Below are 17,233 nucleotides of genomic sequence, written 5' to 3' on the forward strand. Positions count from 1 at the left end.
CCGCCACCTAGTCGATCTTGGCGAAGTGGACCTTCTTCTCGAAGGTGCCGAAAACCCGCGGCGCGACCGGCCCGACGGGCAGGAACGTGCAGGCCACGCTGGCGTAGAAAGTGGCCTCGTAGGTGGTCGCGTTGTAGAACGCGTAACCCCAGGTGTCGTCGGACGCCGTGAAGCACCGGTTGGTCATCGACAGGCCGAACTCCCAGCGGGTGCCGGTGAAGTCCTTGTTCTCGTAGATGCAGATGTTCCCCGGCGAGCACCTCGGCGCGACCCGCAGGCTCTTGAGCCGATCACTGATCGAGGTCACGCCCTGCCGGTACCCCACCACGGCGTAGGGCAGCCCGGAGCAGTCGTCGTTGTCGAAGCCCTCCAGCTGCGACAGCTCGGTCCGGTTGTTGTAGAGCGACCCGAGGCGCGACGACGTGCCGTCCGGCCACCCGACCCGGGGCTTGAGGCACTGCCCGACGGGCAGGGCGCGGGCTTTGGTCTGCCCGGTGTAGTCCGGGCCGGACCAGAGGCAGTAGTTCCCCTCGGCGCAGTCCGGCGCGGCGGGCTCCGCGAGGGCGGGGGCCGCGCTCCCGACCAGGACCAGGGTCAGCGCGACGGCCAGTGGCTTGAGCATGCCGCCGAGCCTGCTGGCCGGCGGGCGCGGAGACCACCGCGGTCACCCCATCGTGGGCCGATTCCCCGCGTCCCGGGTGCTACTGCGTCGTCACGTGGTTGAACGGCAGCAGCGGCTCGGCCCACGGGAACACCACGAAGAACAGCAGCGCCACCACGCCGGCCACGAGCACCAGGGCCTCCAGCACCCGCACCGGCACCGGGCCGGGAAGGTGCCGCCAGATCCAGCCGTACATCACTGCTCCTCGAGCTCACCGGGCACGAAACCCGGTGCCTTGGCGTGCGACGCGGTCAGCACGGCGTGCACGATCAGCCGCTGCCTGTCCGAGAACCGCGGGTGGCACGTGGTCAACGTCAGCAGCCGCTGCTGCCCGGTGCCCTGGGGGATCTCGCCGACGTGGTGCGGCACGGGGTTGATCACGTCGCCGCGGTCCGGGGTCACGATCTCCTGCCCCACCGTGGCGGCGTACTCGCCGGGCAGCGGGCCGACGCCGGCGCAGCGCGCGCTCTTCGCCTTGCCCTCGGCCCACCCGGCCACCTCGTCGGCCTTGGGCAGCACCCGGTAGACGAACCACTGGGTCTGGGTCTCGACCACGATCGCGTCGCACGAGTTCAGCAGGTCGACGTCGTTGAACGGCGCGCCCTTGCCGACCCGGTGCCCGGCGACCGCGAAGTTGCCGACCTCGCCCGGCAGCGCGGTGCCCACGTAGTGGCCGGGCCCGATCTCCAGGTTCGCGTCACCGGTGCCCTCGACCACCGAGAACCTGTAGTCCGGCCCGAACACCGGCACGTACATCTTCGCGAACGCCTGGCCGTCGAGGAGGTCGTACTGCGCCTTGCGCTGCGGGTCCTCAGTGGGCACGACGGTGTTCGCGTTCCACTGGTCGTCCAGCGCCGCGGTGGCGTCGTCCTGCTTGCCCGCCGAGATCAGGTCGGTCACGTAGACCTCGTAGACCACGAACAGCAGGATGACCAGGCCCGCCGTGATCAGCAGTTCGCCTGCGGCGCGGATCGTCTTGCGCACTGGACCGTCCGGCGGTGGTGGTGGGTTCTCGTCGACCGGGGGTTCCTCGAGCGGCGCCTCGACCCGGGGGATCACCTCGGTGCGCGGCTCGACCAACCCCCTCGCATAACGAACCGTAGCCGCTTCGGTGACGCGCGGGCCGCCGGTGTGACCGGATCGGGTGCCGGGCGCGGACCGGAACCGCTGGTCAGGCCCCGGATGGCGGCGGGTCGACCCCGGTGGGGTGCCGGTCCGCCGCAACGCCCGCGGGTCGTCGTCCACCGGTGAAACCTCCCGAGCAACGCGGAACAGGACTACACAGTGCTTTAGCGACCTGCGTGGTTACGTTAACGTGTTCATCCAGCAGTGGTCGTGAACCCGCGCCACTGGAGGCCTATCCACCCCGTCAGGCGAGGACAGCATGCCCAAGTCCAAGGTCCGCAAGAAGGCCGCCTACACGGCACCTGCCGATCGCCGCACGCCGGTGAAGGTGAAAGCAGCCGGGCCTTCGCACCCCGTGTACATCGCGATCATGCTCGGCCTGATGGTGCTGGGACTCGCCTGGCTGGTGGTCAACTACATCGCCGGCGACAAGGTCCCGGTGATGATGGACCTGGGCTCCTGGAACTTCGGGATCGGCTTCGCGCTGATGATCCTCGGTCTGCTCATGACCATGAAGTGGCGCTGACCGGCGATCACACCACGTGCCCGACGGCCCGGACGTGCTCCACGTCCGGGCCGTTCCGCGTTCACCCGGTGTTCGCCGAGTTCATCCATTGGTTGCCGAAGCACACGGCTGTAACTCATCCCCAATGGGGACAACTCCTGTGGACAACTTTGCGCCACATTGCACAAGCCCCCGGTGGGGGTTCGGAGTTGTCCACAAGTGCGGCACACTCGACCGCGTGAACGAGCCCCGGGCGTGGTCCCCGAAACCGCCGTTGGTCGTCGTCGCGTGGATCGGCGCGGCGGCCTCGTTGCTGATCGCGGTGCTGTCCGACGAGGTCACCACCAAGGTCCTGCTGGGCATCGCGACGGCCGTGCTGACGTTCGTGGCCGGTCACGCCTCGTACGTGCGCCCCAGGCTCGCGGTGGACGACTCGGGGCTCACCGTGGGCACCCTGGCGGGCCGGCAGCACCTGCCGTGGCACGAGGTGAAGGTGCGCCTGGTGCACAACCGCAGGCTGGGCCGCGAGGTGCCGACGCTGGAGTTGGACTGGGCGCGAGGCCAGGACGAACGGCTGTTCGTGCTGACCGCGGCGGACCTCGGCGCCGACCCGCGCGACGTGATGGACGTGCTGCACGCCCTGCGCCCCTAGGCCAGCTGACCCGTCCGCACCACGGCCAGCACCACGAGCAGCGCGAACGCGGCCACCACGGCGCCCGACTGCCAGGCGTTCCGGTTCGCCGCGGGCGCGTACACGATCCCCGCCGCGACGAGCGCGCCCACGACCAGGCCGCCCAGGTGCCCGAGCAGCGAGATGCCGGGCAGGCTGAAGCTGATGACCAGGTTCAACCCGATGACGCCCAGCGCCGAACCCGGGTTGAGCCGCCGCCGCAGCAACGCCACCAGCAGCGCGCCCATCAGCCCGTAGACCGCGCCCGAGGCACCCGCGACGGGCGTGTTCACCCCGCCGAACAGGTACACCGCGACCCCGCCGCCGAGCAGCGAGGCGAAGTACACGCCGAGGAACCTGACCTTGCCGAACGCCGGCTCCAGGTCACGGCCCAGCACGTACAGGGCGATCATGTTGAGCGCGATGTGCGCGGGCCCGAAGTGCAGGAACCCGGAGGTGACGAGCCGCCACCACTCGCCGTCCGCCACCCCGTACGGCCACAGCACGAGGTCCGCGAACAGGTCGGACCGCTGGTTGTCCACGACGCTGCCCGCGAGCACCGCGGTGAGCGCGAACATCGCCACGTTCACCGCGATCAGCGCGTACGTCGCCACGATCGTCGGCGAGTAGGCCGCGCCGGTGAAGGTGACCGGCCGCCGGACCGACCGCTGCCCGGACGACACGCAGTCCACGCACTGGTACCCGACGGAGGCCTCGCGCAGGCACTCCGGGCACATCGGCCGTTCGCAGCGGGTGCACCGCAGCCCGGTGGCCCGATCGGGGTGACGCGCGCACGTGGGCAGCTCGTGTCCGATCGGGGCACCGGGTGGCAGGTCGGTCATGGGTCAGGCGCGCTCGACGGAGACCTTGGTGATCACCACGTCGGTCACCGGGCGGTCGCCCGCACCGGTCGGCGCGGCGCCGATGGCGTCGACGACCTGGCGCGACTCCTGGTCGGCCACCTCGCCGAAGATCGTGTGCTTGAAGTTCAACCACGTCGTCGGTCCGACGGTGATGAAGAACTGCGAGCCGTTGGAGTTGGGGCCCGCGTTGGCCATTGCCAGCAGGTAGGGCTTGTTGAACTGGAGTTCCGGGTGGAACTCGTCGGCGAACTTGTAGCCGGGGCCGCCCCGACCGGTGCCCGTGGGGTCACCGCCCTGGAGCATGAAGCCCGCGATGACGCGGTGGAAGATCGCGCCGTCGTAGAACGGACCCGATGCTTCCCCCTTCGCGTTCGGCTCCGAGTAGTCCTTCGTGCCCTCGGCCAAACCGACGAAGTTGCCGACCGTCTTGGGAGCGTGGTCGGGGAAGAGGTTGATCCGGATGTCACCCTGCGACGTGTGCAGGGTGGCGGTCACCTTGGTCCCGACGAGCGATTCGTTGCTGTCTGCCACGCACACCATCGTGCCATCCGGCGGCGATGTGGTTGGGGAAGGGGCAGGATGGGTATTGCCGAAATGTGACTCACCGACAGCTTGTGGAGCGCGATATGGATGAGGTAGACGCCATGGCCCGAGCCGGCGAGTCGGTCGGCAAAGCGGTGCGCGCCGTTCGCCGCAGCGCTGTCCGCGCTGGTCAGGCGGGTGCGGACAAGGCGGTTGTGCTGGCCGAGCGCGCGGAGGGCAAGCTGGCCGAGCGCGGCGTGACGACCGATCACCTGCGCGCCGTCGTCGCCGACAAGGCGGGCGTGCTGGTCGAACGGGCGGAAGCCGCCGAGAAGTCGACCCGCAAAACCCGCAAACAGCTCGCGAAGAGGGCCAAGGGCGTCCGCAAGGACGTGGTGAAGGCCACCGAGCGGGCGCGCAAGGAGGCCCGGTCCCGGGCCAAGGACGTGCGCAAGGCCGCCAAGCAGGCGCGCAAGGAGTTCTCCGTCGGTCAGCAGCCGAAGTCGCGGCGCTGGCCCTGGGTGGTCGGCATCCTCGTCGCCGGAGCGGCCGCGGCCTACGTCGCGCTGACCCGCCGCCCGCAGGAGGTCCACCTGGAGGAGGAACCGCTCGCCTCCGAGCCGGAAACTTCACCCAACGGTGTGGCCCACGAAACCCCCGCCGCCCGCAACGGCCGCGTTTCGGACCGCACCTGACCCACCCCGCGGACCCGCGCGCCCGTTCCCTCCCGAAGGGGGACGGGCGCGTTCCGCGTGCGGCTAGAGCCCGAGGTTGCCCACCACGGCCTCGACCAGCCGCTTCGCCTTGACCGTCTGCTTCTGGTTCGTCGTCACGACCACCGCGCTGCCCTCCTTCGCCACCGCGTAGACCGCGCCCTCCTCGGTGGTGAGCGAACCGCCGTTCCACCCGGTCGGCGAGGTCGCCGGGCTGGACGTCGCGATCGGCGCGGCCCGGTCCACCACGGCCTTCGCGATCGCCGGCGTGCCCTGGAACACCCACACGCTCAGCTGGACGTTCGTCGCGTCGGCGTAGAAGAAGCACGCGGGTGTCGGCCGGTCGTCCGAGATCTCCACCCGGCGCACGAGCTGCCCGTTGTACTGGGCGACCACGGACGAGTCGAGGTACGGGCATTTGCCCTCACCCGCTGGGACGGGTGCGGGCGGCGGACCGGCGGGGGTCGTCGTCGTGGGCGCCTGCGTCGTCGTCGGCACGACCTGGGACGTCGGTGACGCGGCCGGCGCGGGCGAACACGCGCCGAGCAGCGCGAGCACGGGCAGGGCGGTCAGCAGCACGGGCTTCATAGGCCGCCAAGTCAAGCAGATCCCGAATTCTGAATCGAACCCTGTGACCGTCTATGCACGCACCGTGCCGAGCGTCTAGCTTGTTAATACCCTGCCGGCCGCCCCTGCAAGTGAAGGACTGAGAGATGGACGTCCTTGACCGCGGTCGTGACCACGTGTTGGCCCTGTTCCGCATCGTCGTCGGTCTGCTGTTCGCGTTCCACGGGCTCCAGAGCCTGTTCGGCCTCTTCGGCTCGAAGAGCGTGTCCCTCGCGGCCTGGCCGGGAGGCCCGGCCGCGCTGATCCAGCTCATCGGCGGCGTGCTGATCGTTCTCGGTCTCGGTACCCGCGTCGCGGCTCTCGTCGCGTCCGGGTCGATGGCCTACGCGTACTTCGTGGTCCACCAGCCACTGGCTCCGCTCCCCATCCAGAACAAGGGTGAGTTGGCGGCGCTGTACTCGTGGGTCTTCGTGCTCCTGGCCTTCACCGGCCCCGGCTCCTGGGCCGTGGACCGCGTGCTCGCCACGAAGCGCAAGCAGCCGGAACTGGCCACGGCCTAGACCGCACCCGGCATGAAACCGGCCCGCGCCCCCGAAACCCGGGGGCGCGGGCCACCACTCCCGCACCACACTCAGCCTTAGCCCAAAAGGCCGAATCAATTCCCGCGCTCCCCGACAACGCCCACCCGGAACCCGGCAACAATGCCGACCGAATAGGGCCGCAGCAGTCCCGCCCCCTGTGATCACAACCACCAGGAGTTCCGGCGGCGAAGCCTGCCGAAAGGGCCCGCGCGGTTGCCTCCGAACCCGGCCCTAAACCACCGGACGTCCGGCGGCGAAGCCTGCCGGTGGGGCCCGGTGCGGTCGCCTCCTACCCCGGGGCCACAACCACCAGGGGGTCCGGGGGCGAAGCCCTCCGGGCGGGGCGCGGGGGTCGCACCCCCGCAAAACACAAAGAGCGAGTCACGCCGACGCTTTCCGTCGGCATGACTCGCCCACTCGCTCGTGGAGACGAGGGGAATCGAACCCCTAACCCCCGCCTTGCAAAGGCGGTGCTCTGCCAATTGAGCTACGTCCCCGAACAGGGAACCCTCCATCACGAAGGGAACCCTCCCCCGACGTGGTGCGGCAGATCGAACCGCCCTCGCGGGATCAGTCGGTGGGAGCGGTGGCCTCGCGCCACAGGTCCGCGTCGGCCTTGGCCGAACGGTTGCGCTTGACGAAGAACAGGACCGCACCGGCGACGGCGACAAGTGCGATGATCTTCTTCACAGCAGTTCCCCTCTGCAATCCTGCGAAACATCCGGTGGGCCTAGGAGGACTTGAACCTCCGACCTCTTCATTATCAGTGAAGCGCTCTAACCGCCTGAGCTATAGGCCCTCGGGGCAACGACGACAACAGTACAGCACCTGCCGCCGTCGCCCCAAATCGGGGTCACTCCCGTTCGGAGAGCGTGACTTCCAGTCCGCCGGCCAGGTCCGCCGACACGTTGTAGACGAACGCGCCGACCGTCGCCAGGGCCGTGAACAGCACGATGTTCACCGCTCCGATGATCGCGGCCACGCCGAACACGCGTCCGGCGCTGATCAACGGGTCACCGCTGGGCTCGTTGCCCTGGAGCAGGTCGTTCGCGGTGTTGTTGATCTTGTCCCACACGCCCATGCCGTTCAGCACGCCGTAGAGCACGCCGACCGCCACCAGCCACACGAAGAACAGCGCGACGCCCAGCACGAGCGCCAGCTTCAGCACCGACCACGGGTCGACGCGCTTCACCTGGAGGCTCGCCCGGCGCGGCCCGCGGCCGGGACGACGGGTGGTCGCCGCCGGTCTGGCACCGCCGCCCGCCGACGCGCCCAGGTTCACCGATGTGCGCGCCGCGCCGGGCGCGGCCGTGCCGGTGACGACCGGGCGGGCGACCGCGACGGTGTCCGGGTCGCTCGCCGGGTAGGCGGGCTGCTCCGGTTGCGCGACCGCGATCGTGGGCTGTTCCGGCGCCACGTCGCCGGGGCCGACCTGCTGGGCCTCGGCGTACTTCGCGTCGCTCGTGACCCGCTGCCACGGCGGCGGCGCGGCAGTCTGGTGGTCGGTCTTGTCCTTGTCCGCCTCGACGGCGGCCTCGGACGGCGGTTCCGCGATGCTCACCGTCGGCTTCTCGGTGTCGTCCTTCTTCTGGTCCGCACCGGGCTTGGTGATCACCGCGGTCTTGTCCGCGTCCCGACCTTCCGGCTTCTCGGGTGAACTCACGAGCAGTCCCTCAACCTCTCGTCCGCGCTAGTTGGCAGGCTCGGCCTGTTCCTCGTCACCAGTGGTGACGTCGGAGGGCTCGTCGGCGTTGCGTGCCACGGCGATCAGGGTGGTGCCTTCGCCGAGGTTCATCAACCGGACGCCCTTCGTCTGACGACCCGCCTTGCGCACTTCCTTCGCGCTGGTCCTGATGACCCCACCCGAAGAGGTGATCGCGTACAGCTCGTCCTCGACATCGACGATGAGCGCGCCCACAAGCCTCCCACGCCTGCGGTCGTGCTGGATGGTCAGCACACCCTTGCCGCCCCGACCCTGGACCGGGTAGTCCTCGATCGGGGTGCGCTTGGCGTACCCACCGTCGGTGGCCACCAAAACAAACAGGCCCTCCTGGACGACACCCATCGACAGCAGCTCGTCGTCGGTGTTGAACCGCATGCCCTGGACGCCGGACGTGGCGCGGCCCATCGGCCGCAGCACCTCGTCGCTCGCGTGGAACCGGATGGACTGGCCGTCCTTGGACACCAGCAGCAGGTCGTCCTCGGCCGAGCCGAGCACCGCGCCGACGAGCTCGTCGTCCTCGCGCAGGTTGATGCCGATGAGGCCGCCGGCGCGGTTGGAGTCGAAGTCGGACAGCTTCGACTTCTTCACCAGGCCCTTGCGGGTGGCGAGCACCAGGTACGGCGAGACCTCGTAGTTCTTGATCTGGATGACCTGGGCGATCTCCTCCTCCGGCTGGAACGCGAGGAGGTTCGCCACGTGCTGGCCGCGCGCGTTGCGGTTGGCCTCGGGCAGCTCGTAGGCCTTGGTCCGGTAGACGCGGCCCTTGTTGGTGAAGAACAGGATCCAGTCGTGCGTGGAGCACACGAAGAAGTGCTGCACGATGTCGTCCTGCTTGAGCTGCGCGCCCTGGACGCCCTTGCCGCCGCGCTTCTGCGACCGGTAGAGGTCGGTCTTGGTGCGCTTCGCGTACCCGGTGCGGGTGATCGTGACGACGACGTCCTCGACCGCGATCAGGTCTTCCATCGACACGTCGCCGTCGAACGGCACGATCTTCGTGCGCCGGTCGTCGCCGTGCTTGTCCACGATCGCCATGAGCTCCTCGCGCACGATGGCGCGCTGCCGCTCGGGCTTGTCGAGGATGTCCTTGAGGTCGGCGATCTCCAGCTCGATCTCGGCCAGCTGGTCGACGATCTTCTGCCGCTCCAGGGCGGCGAGCCGGCGCAGCTGCATCTCCAGGATCGCGTTCGCCTGGATCTCGTCCACGTCGAGCAGTTCCATCAACCCGACCCGCGCGCCCTCGGGCGTGTCGCTGCGCCGGATGAGGGCGATCACCGCGTCGAGCTGGTCGAGCGCCTTCACCAGACCGCGCAGGACGTGCGCGCGCTCCTCGGCCTTGCGCAGCCGGAACCGGGTGCGCCGGACGATGACCTCGATCTGGTGCTTCACGTAGTACCGGATCATCTGGTCGATCCGGAGGGTGCGCGGCACGCCGTCGACCAGCGACAGCATGTTCACGCCGAACGAGTACTGGAGCTGGGTGTGCTTGTAGAGGTTGTTCAGCACGACCTTGGCGACCGCGTCCCGCTTGAGCGTCACCACGATCCGCATGCCGGACCGCCGGTTCGACTCGTCGGCGATGTTCGCGATGCCGGTGAGCTTCTGGTCGCGCACCAGGGCGGCGATGTTCTCGACCAGGTTGTCCGGGTTGACCTGGTAGGGCAGCTCGGTGACGACCAGGATCGTGCGGCCCTTGGCGTCCTCGTCCACCTCCACGACCGCGCGCATCTTCACCGACCCGCGGCCGGTCCGGTACGCGTCCTCGATGCCCGCGGTGCCCAGGATCTGGCCGTAGGTCGGGAAGTCCGGCCCCTTGATCCGGGCGATGATCGCCTCGAGCGTCTCCTCCTCGGGCGCGTCGGGGTTGTCCAGCGCCCACACCACGCCCTCGGCGACCTCGCGCAGGTTGTGCGGCGGGATGTTCGTCGCCATGCCGACCGCGATCCCCGACGACCCGTTGATCAGCAGGTTGGGGATCCTCGACGGCAGGACGGTCGGCTCCTGGATCCGCCCGTCGTAGTTGTCCCGGAAGTCGACCGTGTCCTCTTCGATGTCGGCCAGCATCTGCATGGCCAACGGCGTGAGCCGGCACTCCGTGTAGCGCATCGCGGCGGCCGGGTCGTTGCCCTGGGAGCCGAAGTTGCCCTGGCCGTCGATCAGCGGGTACCGCAGTGCCCACGGCTGGGCCAGGCGCACGAGGGCGTCGTAGATCGCCGAGTCGCCGTGCGGGTGGTAGTTGCCCATCACGTCGCCGACGACGCGGGCGCACTTGTTGTAGCTGCGCTCCGGGCGGAAACCGGAGTCGAACATCGAGTACAGGACGCGGACGTGGACGGGCTTGAGGCCGTCGCGGACGTCCGGCAGCGCTCGTCCGACGATCACGCTCATGGCGTAGTCGATGTACGAGTTCTGCATCTCCTGCTGGATGTCGCGCGGCTCGGTGCGGTCCGAACCCGACGCCGGGGGCAGGGTGGTCTCGCTCAAGGTTCTACTTCCTTACGGGGCGCTGGGTCGGGATCAGACGTCGAGGAACCGGACGCCCTTGGCGTTGCGGGTGATGAAGGAGCGGCGGGCTTCCACGTCCTCGCCCATCAGCACGCTGAACAGCTCGTCGGCCGTCGCGGCGTCGTCCATCGTCACCTGGAGCAGGACCCGGTTGGCCGGGTCCATCGTGGTCTCCCACAGCTCGGCGGCGTTCATCTCGCCCAGACCCTTGTAGCGCTGGATGTTGTCGTCCTTGCCGATCTTCTTGCCGGCCGCCAGGCCGGCCTCGATCAGGCCGTCGCGCTCGCGGTCGGTGTAGGCGTACTCGGGCTCGGCGCGCTGCCACTTGATCTTGTACAGCGGCGGCTGCGCGAGGTACACGTGGCCGTGCTCGATCAGCGGGCGCATGAAGCGGAACAGCAGCGTCAGCAGCAGTGTGCGGATGTGCTGGCCGTCGACGTCGGCGTCGGCCATCAGCACGATCTTGTGGTAGCGCAGCTTGGCGAGGTCGAAGTCCTCGTGGATGCCGGTGCCGAACGCCGTGATCAGCGACTGGACCTCGTTGTTCTTCAGCACGCGGTCGATGCGCGCCTTCTCCACGTTGATGATCTTGCCCCGGATCGGCAGGATCGCCTGGAACATGGAGTCGCGACCCTCCTTGGCCGAGCCGCCCGCGGAGTCGCCCTCCACGACGTAGATCTCGCACTCCTCCGGGTTGGTGGAGCGGCAGTCCTTGAGCTTGCCGGGCAGGCCGCCGATGTCGAGCGCGCCCTTGCGGCGCACCAGCTCCCGGGCCTTGCGCGCGGCGATGCGGGCCTGCGCGGACGACACCGCCTTGGTGACGATGGTCTTGGCCTCGTTGGGGTGCCGCTCGAACCAGTCGGCCAGGTGCTCGTTCGTGGACTTCTGCACGAACGACTTGGCCTCGCTGTTGCCCAGCTTGGTCTTCGTCTGGCCCTCGAACTGGGGCTCCTTGAGCTTCACCGAGATGATCGCGGCGAGCCCCTCCCGGATGTCGTCGCCGGTGAGGTTGGTGTCCTTCTCCTTCAACACCTTCTTGTCCCGCGCGTACTCGTTGACCACGCGGGTCAGCGCGGCGCGGAAGCCCTCCTCGTGCGTGCCGCCCTCGTGCGTGTTGATCGTGTTGGCGAACGTGTACACCGACGGCGTGTAGCCGGTGTTCCACTGCATCGCCACCTCGACCTCGAGGTCCTCGCCCTTCGCCTCGAAGGAGATGACCTTCTGGTGCACGGCCTCGCGGGTGTGGTTGATGTGCCGGACGAAGTCCTCCAGCCCACCGGGGTAGTGGAAGACGCGCTCGCGCACGCGCGCGACGTGACCCTCGGCGTCCGCGCCCTCGTTCTCGACCTCGGTCTTCGGCACGCGCTCGTCGCGCAGCACGATGGTGAGGCCCTTGTTGAGGAACGCCATCTCCTGCAACCGCCGGGAGATGGTCTCCAGGTTGTACTCGGTGGTCTCGAAGATCTCCGGGTCCGCCCAGTACGTGATGGTCGTGCCGGTGTCCTCGGTCGCGTCGCCCTTGACCAGGTCGTGCGCCGGCTTGGTGCCCTCGTAGCGCTGGTTCCACGTGAAACCGTCGCGCTTGACCTCGACGTCGACGGCGCTCGACAGCGCGTTGACGACCGAGATGCCGACGCCGTGCAGACCACCGGACACCGCGTAGGAGTCGCTGTCGAACTTGCCGCCGGCGTGCAGCTTGGTCAGCACGACCTCGAGCGTCGGCTTGTTCTCCACCGGGTGCATGTCGACCGGGATGCCGCGGCCGTCGTCGATGACCCGGACACCGCCGTTGGCCAGCAGCGTCACGTCGACCGCCGTGGCGAACCCCGCCATCGCCTCGTCGACGGAGTTGTCCACGACCTCCCAGATCAGGTGGTGCAGACCGCGTTCGCCGGTCGACCCGATGTACATGCCGGGACGCTTGCGGACCGCCTCCAGCCCTTCCAGGACAGTGATCGAGGACGCGCTGTACTCATTCTTGGCTGCCACGGGCCTGGTGTCTCCTCAGACTTCAAGCGACTGCGATCGCCGCCGAGCGACGCTGGGGTCACGCTACCCGTCGATTCTACCGGGAGACTCGCCCAGAAACCCGTCGAGGACCGCCCTGGTTTGCTCACAGAGCCACCGAAGTGAACGGGGCGGAGTCCCGACTGCGGCTCATGGGGTGGAAATCGGCTGGTGAGCGCTCATCGCGCCACAGGATCGACGCTGCGGCCCTGGCGAAGCTCACCCGTAGGTGTCACGTGGGCCGCGGCCCGGAACGTGCCTGGGGCCGTAGCGCCAGCTGGGGGCCGCGGGGCCCTGCACCTTCAGCTTCTTCACCACGCCGTGCCCGACACCGGCGGCGATCCGCTTCAACAGCTCCCGCTGGAGGAGCCGGAGCTGGGTCGCCCACGCGGTGGAATCGGCCTGCACGGTCAGCTCACCGTCACTGAACGCAATCGGCTGCGCGTGCTCGGCCACGTCCTCGCCGACCAGTTCGGCCCACCGACCGAACACCTGGCCGCCCGACAACCGCTCGACCCAACCGCGGTCCTTGGCGATGCGCGAGGCCACCCGGCCGAGGGGTTGCGGGTCCCGGTCGTCAGGTCCCGGACCGGACCAGGTGCGCCTCCGGCGACGGGTGCCGGCACCCCGGACACCCTTGCGCACGGTCTTCGCGCCGCGCTCCTTGGCCGACGCGCGGGCGGCCTCGAGGGCGGCGCGGGCGATGTCCGAACCCTGCAATCCACCCCCATGTGTGACTTCAGGTGTGGACAGGTGCCCTTCTGCGACCGAGTTATCCACACCATCCACAGGGTTATCCCCAGATGTTGCGCCGGTCACACCCGTTCGGCGGATACCGTCAGACACGTCGCACCTCCCCGTGTCCCACGTCGAAACGCAGCCCGTCCAGTTCCTCCGGCACGTCCTCGGCGACCGCCGCGGTGATGAACACCTGCTCCGCCTCGGACGCCACCTTCGCCAGCTGACGCCGCCGACCCCGGTCGAGTTCGGCGAACACGTCGTCCAGCACGAGCACCGGTTCGGCGCCCTCCTCGCGCAGCAACCCGTACCCGCCGAGCCGCAGCGCCAGCGCGAAGGACCACGACTCTCCGTGACTGGCGTAGCCCTTGGCGGGGAGGTCCCCGAGGGTCAGCTCGAGGTCGTCCCGGTGCGGTCCGACGAGGCACACGCCGCGGTCGACCTCCTGGCCGCGGAGCCGGTGCAGCTCGGCCAGGAGTGAATCCTCCAGCACCTCCCGGTCGTGCGAACCGGGGAACGCGTCGCCGAGCGACGAGCGGTACCCGATGGTCGCCGGCCGGGAATCGGGCGCCACCTCGGCATAGGCGCGGCTGACATGGGGACCGATGTCGCGCACCAGGTCCAACCGCCCGGCGAGCAGTTCCGCGCCGTGCCTTGCCAGGTGGCCATCCCACACGTCGAGCGTTCCGCTGTCCGCGCCGCGCGCCGCGCGCATCGACTTGAGCAGCGCGCCGCGTTGCCGCAGCACCCGCTCGTAGTCGCCGCGGACACCGGCGAACCGCGGCGACCGGGTGGTCAGCAGCTCGTCCAGGAACCGCCGGCGCTCACCGGGGTCGCCGCGGACGAGCGCCAGGTCCTCCGGCGCGAACAGCACCGTCCGGAGGATGCCCAGCACGTCGCGCGGACGGGGCACCGGACCGCGGTTGATCCGCGCCCGGTTCGCCCTGCCCGCCGTGATCTCGAGCTCGACCAGCAGCTCCCGGCCTTCGTTGACCACCGCCGTCCGCACCACCGCGCGGGACGCGCCATGCCTGATCAGCGGCGCGTCCGTCGCCACCCGGTGCGATCCGAGGGTGGCCACGTAGCCGAGCGCCTCGACCAGGTTCGTCTTGCCCTGGCCGTTGCGCCCGACCAGCACGCACACCCCGGGTTCGAACGCGAGGTCGGCGTGCTCCCACGACCTGAAGTCGGCGACCTGGAGGTGCCGGACGTACAAGTCAGCCCTGCGTGCTTCCGGAACCGGACGACGGGCCGGCCTTCTGGACCGCGTGCCCGCCGAACTGGTTGCGCAGCGCGGCGACCGCCCGCATCGCCGGCGAGTCGTCCTGGCGCGAGGCGAACCGGGCGAACAGCGCGGCGGAGATCACCGGCGCGGGCACCGCGTGGTTGATCGCCTCCTCGACGGTCCACCGGCCCTCGCCGGAGTCCTCGACGTGACCGCGCAGGTCGTCCAACTCCGGGTCCGAGTCGAGCGCGCGGACCAGCAGGTCGAGCAGCCACGACCGCACGACGGTGCCGCGCTGCCACGCCTTGATCGTCGCCGGCACGTCCTCGACCAGCTTCGACGCCTCGAGCAGTTCGAAGCCCTCGGCGTAGGCCTGCATCAGGCCGTACTCGATGCCGTTGTGCACCATCTTCGCGAAGTGGCCCGCGCCGACCTTGCCGGCGTGCGCGAAGCCCTCCTCGCGCGGACCCTCCGGGCGCAGCGCGTCGAAGATCGGCATCGCCCGCCCGACGTGCTCGGCGTCGCCGCCGACCATCAGGCCGTAGCCGTTGTCCAGACCCCACACACCACCGGAGACACCGGCGTCGACGTAGCCGATCCCCTTGGCGGCCAACGCTTCCGCGTTCACCGCGTCGTCGGTGTACCGCGAGTTGCCGCCGTCGATGACGAGGTCGCCCTCGTCGAGCAGGTCACCCAGTTCCTTGATCGTCTGCCGGGTGATGTCGCCCGCGGGCACCATCACCCACACCACGCGCGGCGCGGCGAGCCTGCCGACCAGGTCCGCGAGCGAGTCGGCGTCCGTCACGTCGGGGTTGCGGTCGTAACCGACCACCTCGTGACCAGCGCGGCGGATCCGCTCGCGCATGTTGCCGCCCATTTTGCCGAGACCGACGAGTCCGAGCTGCACGGTCGTTCTCTCCCTGTCCTGGAGGTTCTTGCGGATCAGCCGGGCAGGCGCACGGGCATGAGCAGGTACAGGTAGCCCGGCGCCACGTTGCCATCCTCGTCCACCGGCTTGAGCAGCGCGGGACGACTCGGCGTGGTGAAGGACAAATGTGCCTTCGACGTGCGCACGGCCTGGAGCCCCTCGTGCAGGTACGTCGGGTTGAACGCGATGGTCACCGGCTCGCCGTCGTAGTCGACCGGGAGTTCTTCCTCGGCGCTGCCCTCGTCGTCGCCGCCGGCGGAGAGCTTCAGCCCGCCGTCCACGAACTCCAGGCGCACCTGCGTGCCGCGCTCGGCGACCAGCGACACGCGCTTGATCGCCTGCACCAGCGCGTCGACCTCGATGATCGCGGCGGCCGAGTGCTCGGTGGGCAGCAGTTGGCGGTACTTGGGGAAGTCGGCGTCGAGCAGCCGGGTGGTGGTGCGCCTGCCGGTGCCGGACAGGCCGAGCAGCCCGTCGTTGGCGGCCAGGGAGAGTTCGATCTTCGCGCCGGACGCGCCGAGCGTCTTCGCGGAGTCGTTCAGGGTTTTGGCGGGCACCAGCACGGCGACGTCGCCGAGTTCGTCGTTGGGCGCCCAGGCGAACTCGCGCATGGCGAGCCGGAACCGGTCGGTGGCGACCAGGGTCAGGTTGCCGTTGCCGATCTCCAGCCGGACGCCGGTCAGCATCGGGAGCGTGTCGTCCTTGCCGGCCGCGACGGCGACCTGGGCCACCGCCTCGCCGAAGACGTCGCCGGGCAGTTCGCCGGCGAGCTGCGGCATGGACGGCAGCTGCGGGTAGTCCTCCACCGGCATGGTGGGCAGCGAGAACTTGGCGCTGCCGCAGGTGATGGTCATCCGCGCGCCGTCGACCGAGATCTCGACCGGGTGGTTCGGCAGCGCCTTGGTGATGTCGGCCAGCAGCCGGCCGCTGACCAGCGCCTTGCCGCCGTCGGCGATCGTGGCCGGCACGCCGCACTGCGCCGAGACCTCGTAGTCGAACCCGGAGACGGTGAGCGCCTCGCCCGACCCGTCCTCCGCCCCGGCATCGAGCAGGACTCCACCGAGCACCGGGACGGGCGGCCTGGACGGCAGGCTGCGCGCGACCCAGGCGACGGCGTCGGCCAGGCCGTCGCGCTCGACGCGGATCTTCATGAGGCGTCCTTTCCTCAAGTCGGCATGAGCCGCAACAGCGACTGCGTTGCGGTGGGGGTTCGGGGAGCCGCGTCCCTCGCCGGATCGAGCCGACCTTCGGCGCGGAGGCTCTCACCGTAGAGCGTCGGGGTGGAGCGCGTCACCTCGGGGCGTGCCCGGGTGCGGCCCTTCCGAGGCGGGTGTCCCCGGGTGCTGTTTTTTCTTTGTTCATCTCTTCAAGGGAAGACAACCGCAACAGCAGTAGGGCCTGTGGATTGTGTGGACAACGTCCGTTGTGGCTGGTCGTCGCCCACTTGGACCTGTGGACGGACACGGGTTGTCACCCGGGGACAGATCGGTGCACCCGGGGACAACTCGCGGGCTCCTCCGTTCGGTCCACAGGAAGGCCGAGTTGTCCCCGGGTTCATCCCCGGGTGTGGGCCGACCTGTCCCCGGGTGCTGCACAGGGTGATGGTGGCGTGGATCTCCTCGAAGGTGTGGCAATTCCAGGCTGTGGACAACTCCGGCCACCCCCGGTTCACCTGGAATCGCCCGGTGGGAGCCCGTTGCGGTGCACCGGGAACCCCTCTCCGGGCCAGGTCCGCGGCCCGCCCGCGAGGCGCCCGGAACCCCCTCGCACCCGGGCGCGGACGGCCCTGCGGGAGTGCCGCACCCGGGTGCCGCCGAGCCCCTCCGCACCCGGGCGCACCCGGGTGTCGGACCGACCTCCCGCCGGCACCCGCGCACCCGGGTGCACCCGGGTGCACCCGGGT

17 protein-coding genes, 2 tRNA genes and 1 pseudogene are annotated in these 17,233 nt (G+C 69.6%); 4 read left to right on the top strand and 16 right to left on the bottom strand.

Going from position 1 to position 17,233, the window contains the following annotated elements; translation table 11 throughout:
• Window positions 1-7: 7 nt before the first annotated feature.
• The 3 genes from AB0G50_RS04765 to AB0G50_RS04775 all read right to left on the bottom strand — a co-directional run bounded on the left by AB0G50_RS04765 (window position 8) and on the right by AB0G50_RS04775 (window position 1,645).
• The gene (locus AB0G50_RS04765; protein ID WP_360102287.1) at window positions 8-622 is read right to left on the bottom strand and encodes a peptidase inhibitor family I36 protein; all 615 of its coding nucleotides are present in this window, start codon (window positions 620-622) and stop codon (window positions 8-10) included.
• Window positions 623-701: 79 nt separating this feature from the next.
• Window positions 702-857: a hypothetical protein gene (locus AB0G50_RS04770; RefSeq protein ID WP_360102289.1), complete on the bottom strand. Its 156-nt coding sequence runs from the start codon at window positions 855-857 to the stop codon at window positions 702-704.
• Window positions 857-1,645 carry a class E sortase gene (locus AB0G50_RS04775; RefSeq protein WP_360102333.1) on the bottom strand — a complete coding sequence of 263 codons (789 nt, stop codon included), beginning with the start codon at window positions 1,643-1,645 and terminating at the stop codon, window positions 857-859. The genes AB0G50_RS04770 and AB0G50_RS04775 overlap by 1 nt, the downstream gene beginning before the upstream one ends.
• Window positions 1,646-2,045: 400 nt before the next feature.
• Here AB0G50_RS04775 and crgA point away from each other — a divergent pair, with 400 nt between their 5' ends.
• Entirely contained in the window at window positions 2,046-2,312 is a 267-nt protein-coding gene (gene crgA / locus AB0G50_RS04780) for a cell division protein CrgA (protein WP_360102291.1), read from the top strand.
• 217 nt (window positions 2,313-2,529) lie between these two features.
• Window positions 2,530-2,943, top strand: coding sequence for a PH domain-containing protein (locus tag AB0G50_RS04785; RefSeq protein ID WP_360102293.1), 414 nt, complete (start codon window positions 2,530-2,532; stop codon window positions 2,941-2,943).
• On the opposite strand, the gene AB0G50_RS04790 is transcribed toward AB0G50_RS04785, so the two are convergent.
• Both AB0G50_RS04790 and AB0G50_RS04795 read right to left on the bottom strand, forming a co-directional pair.
• Entirely contained in the window at window positions 2,940-3,803 is an 864-nt protein-coding gene (locus AB0G50_RS04790; RefSeq protein ID WP_360102295.1) for a rhomboid family intramembrane serine protease, read from the bottom strand. The two genes, AB0G50_RS04785 and AB0G50_RS04790, sit on opposite strands and share 4 nt — an antisense overlap.
• Before the next feature lie 3 nt (window positions 3,804-3,806).
• The gene (locus tag AB0G50_RS04795) at window positions 3,807-4,355 is read right to left on the bottom strand and encodes a peptidylprolyl isomerase (protein WP_360102297.1); all 549 of its coding nucleotides are present in this window, start codon (window positions 4,353-4,355) and stop codon (window positions 3,807-3,809) included.
• Window positions 4,356-4,450: 95 nt separating this feature from the next.
• Here AB0G50_RS04795 and AB0G50_RS04800 point away from each other — a divergent pair, with 95 nt between their 5' ends.
• Window positions 4,451-5,041, top strand: coding sequence for a hypothetical protein (locus AB0G50_RS04800; RefSeq protein ID WP_360102299.1), 591 nt, complete (start codon window positions 4,451-4,453; stop codon window positions 5,039-5,041).
• A 63-nt stretch (window positions 5,042-5,104) separates the two neighbouring features.
• On the opposite strand, the gene AB0G50_RS04805 is transcribed toward AB0G50_RS04800, so the two are convergent.
• Complete coding sequence (locus tag AB0G50_RS04805; protein ID WP_360102301.1) at window positions 5,105-5,647, bottom strand: DUF2020 domain-containing protein; 543 nt, start codon at window positions 5,645-5,647, stop codon at window positions 5,105-5,107.
• A 125-nt stretch (window positions 5,648-5,772) separates the two neighbouring features.
• Here AB0G50_RS04805 and AB0G50_RS04810 point away from each other — a divergent pair, with 125 nt between their 5' ends.
• The gene (locus AB0G50_RS04810) at window positions 5,773-6,186 is read left to right on the top strand and encodes a DoxX family protein (protein ID WP_360102303.1); all 414 of its coding nucleotides are present in this window, start codon (window positions 5,773-5,775) and stop codon (window positions 6,184-6,186) included.
• 445 nt (window positions 6,187-6,631) lie between these two features.
• Here the strand turns inward: AB0G50_RS04810 and AB0G50_RS04815 are convergent.
• The 10 genes and pseudogenes from AB0G50_RS04815 to dnaN form a co-directional block, all read right to left on the bottom strand.
• Window positions 6,632-6,704: transfer RNA gene (locus AB0G50_RS04815), tRNA-Ala, on the bottom strand.
• Window positions 6,705-6,780: 76 nt separating this feature from the next.
• Window positions 6,781-6,897: pseudogene (locus AB0G50_RS04820) on the bottom strand (DLW-39 family protein); the annotation flags it as partial.
• A gap of 35 nt (window positions 6,898-6,932) precedes the next feature.
• Window positions 6,933-7,006 (bottom strand) — tRNA-Ile (locus AB0G50_RS04825).
• A 54-nt stretch (window positions 7,007-7,060) separates the two neighbouring features.
• The gene (locus AB0G50_RS04830) at window positions 7,061-7,870 is read right to left on the bottom strand and encodes a DUF3566 domain-containing protein (RefSeq protein WP_360102305.1); all 810 of its coding nucleotides are present in this window, start codon (window positions 7,868-7,870) and stop codon (window positions 7,061-7,063) included.
• 27 nt (window positions 7,871-7,897) lie between these two features.
• Complete coding sequence (gene gyrA, locus AB0G50_RS04835) at window positions 7,898-10,411, bottom strand: DNA gyrase subunit A (protein WP_360102306.1); 2,514 nt, start codon at window positions 10,409-10,411, stop codon at window positions 7,898-7,900.
• A gap of 33 nt (window positions 10,412-10,444) precedes the next feature.
• Window positions 10,445-12,421 (bottom strand): DNA topoisomerase (ATP-hydrolyzing) subunit B, encoded by a 1,977-nt coding sequence (gene gyrB, locus AB0G50_RS04840; protein WP_360102308.1) that lies wholly within the window; start codon window positions 12,419-12,421, stop codon window positions 10,445-10,447.
• A gap of 237 nt (window positions 12,422-12,658) precedes the next feature.
• A complete protein-coding gene (locus AB0G50_RS04845; protein ID WP_360102310.1) occupies window positions 12,659-13,159 on the bottom strand; it encodes a DciA family protein in 501 nt (166 codons plus the stop codon).
• Window positions 13,160-13,277: 118 nt separating this feature from the next.
• Window positions 13,278-14,393 carry a DNA replication/repair protein RecF gene (gene recF, locus AB0G50_RS04850; protein ID WP_360102312.1) on the bottom strand — a complete coding sequence of 372 codons (1,116 nt, stop codon included), beginning with the start codon at window positions 14,391-14,393 and terminating at the stop codon, window positions 13,278-13,280.
• 1 nt (window position 14,394) lies between these two features.
• On the bottom strand, window positions 14,395-15,345 hold the full coding sequence (gene gnd, locus AB0G50_RS04855) for a phosphogluconate dehydrogenase (NAD(+)-dependent, decarboxylating) (protein WP_360102335.1): 951 nt from the start codon (window positions 15,343-15,345) through the stop codon (window positions 14,395-14,397).
• Complete coding sequence (gene dnaN / locus AB0G50_RS04860) at window positions 15,345-16,481, bottom strand: DNA polymerase III subunit beta (RefSeq protein WP_360102314.1); 1,137 nt, start codon at window positions 16,479-16,481, stop codon at window positions 15,345-15,347. The genes gnd and dnaN overlap by 1 nt, the downstream gene beginning before the upstream one ends.
• Window positions 16,482-17,233: the final 752 nt, after the last annotated feature.

The organism is Actinosynnema sp. NPDC020468 (genome assembly GCF_040642015.1).
GTDB lineage: Bacteria > Actinomycetota > Actinomycetes > Mycobacteriales > Pseudonocardiaceae > Actinosynnema.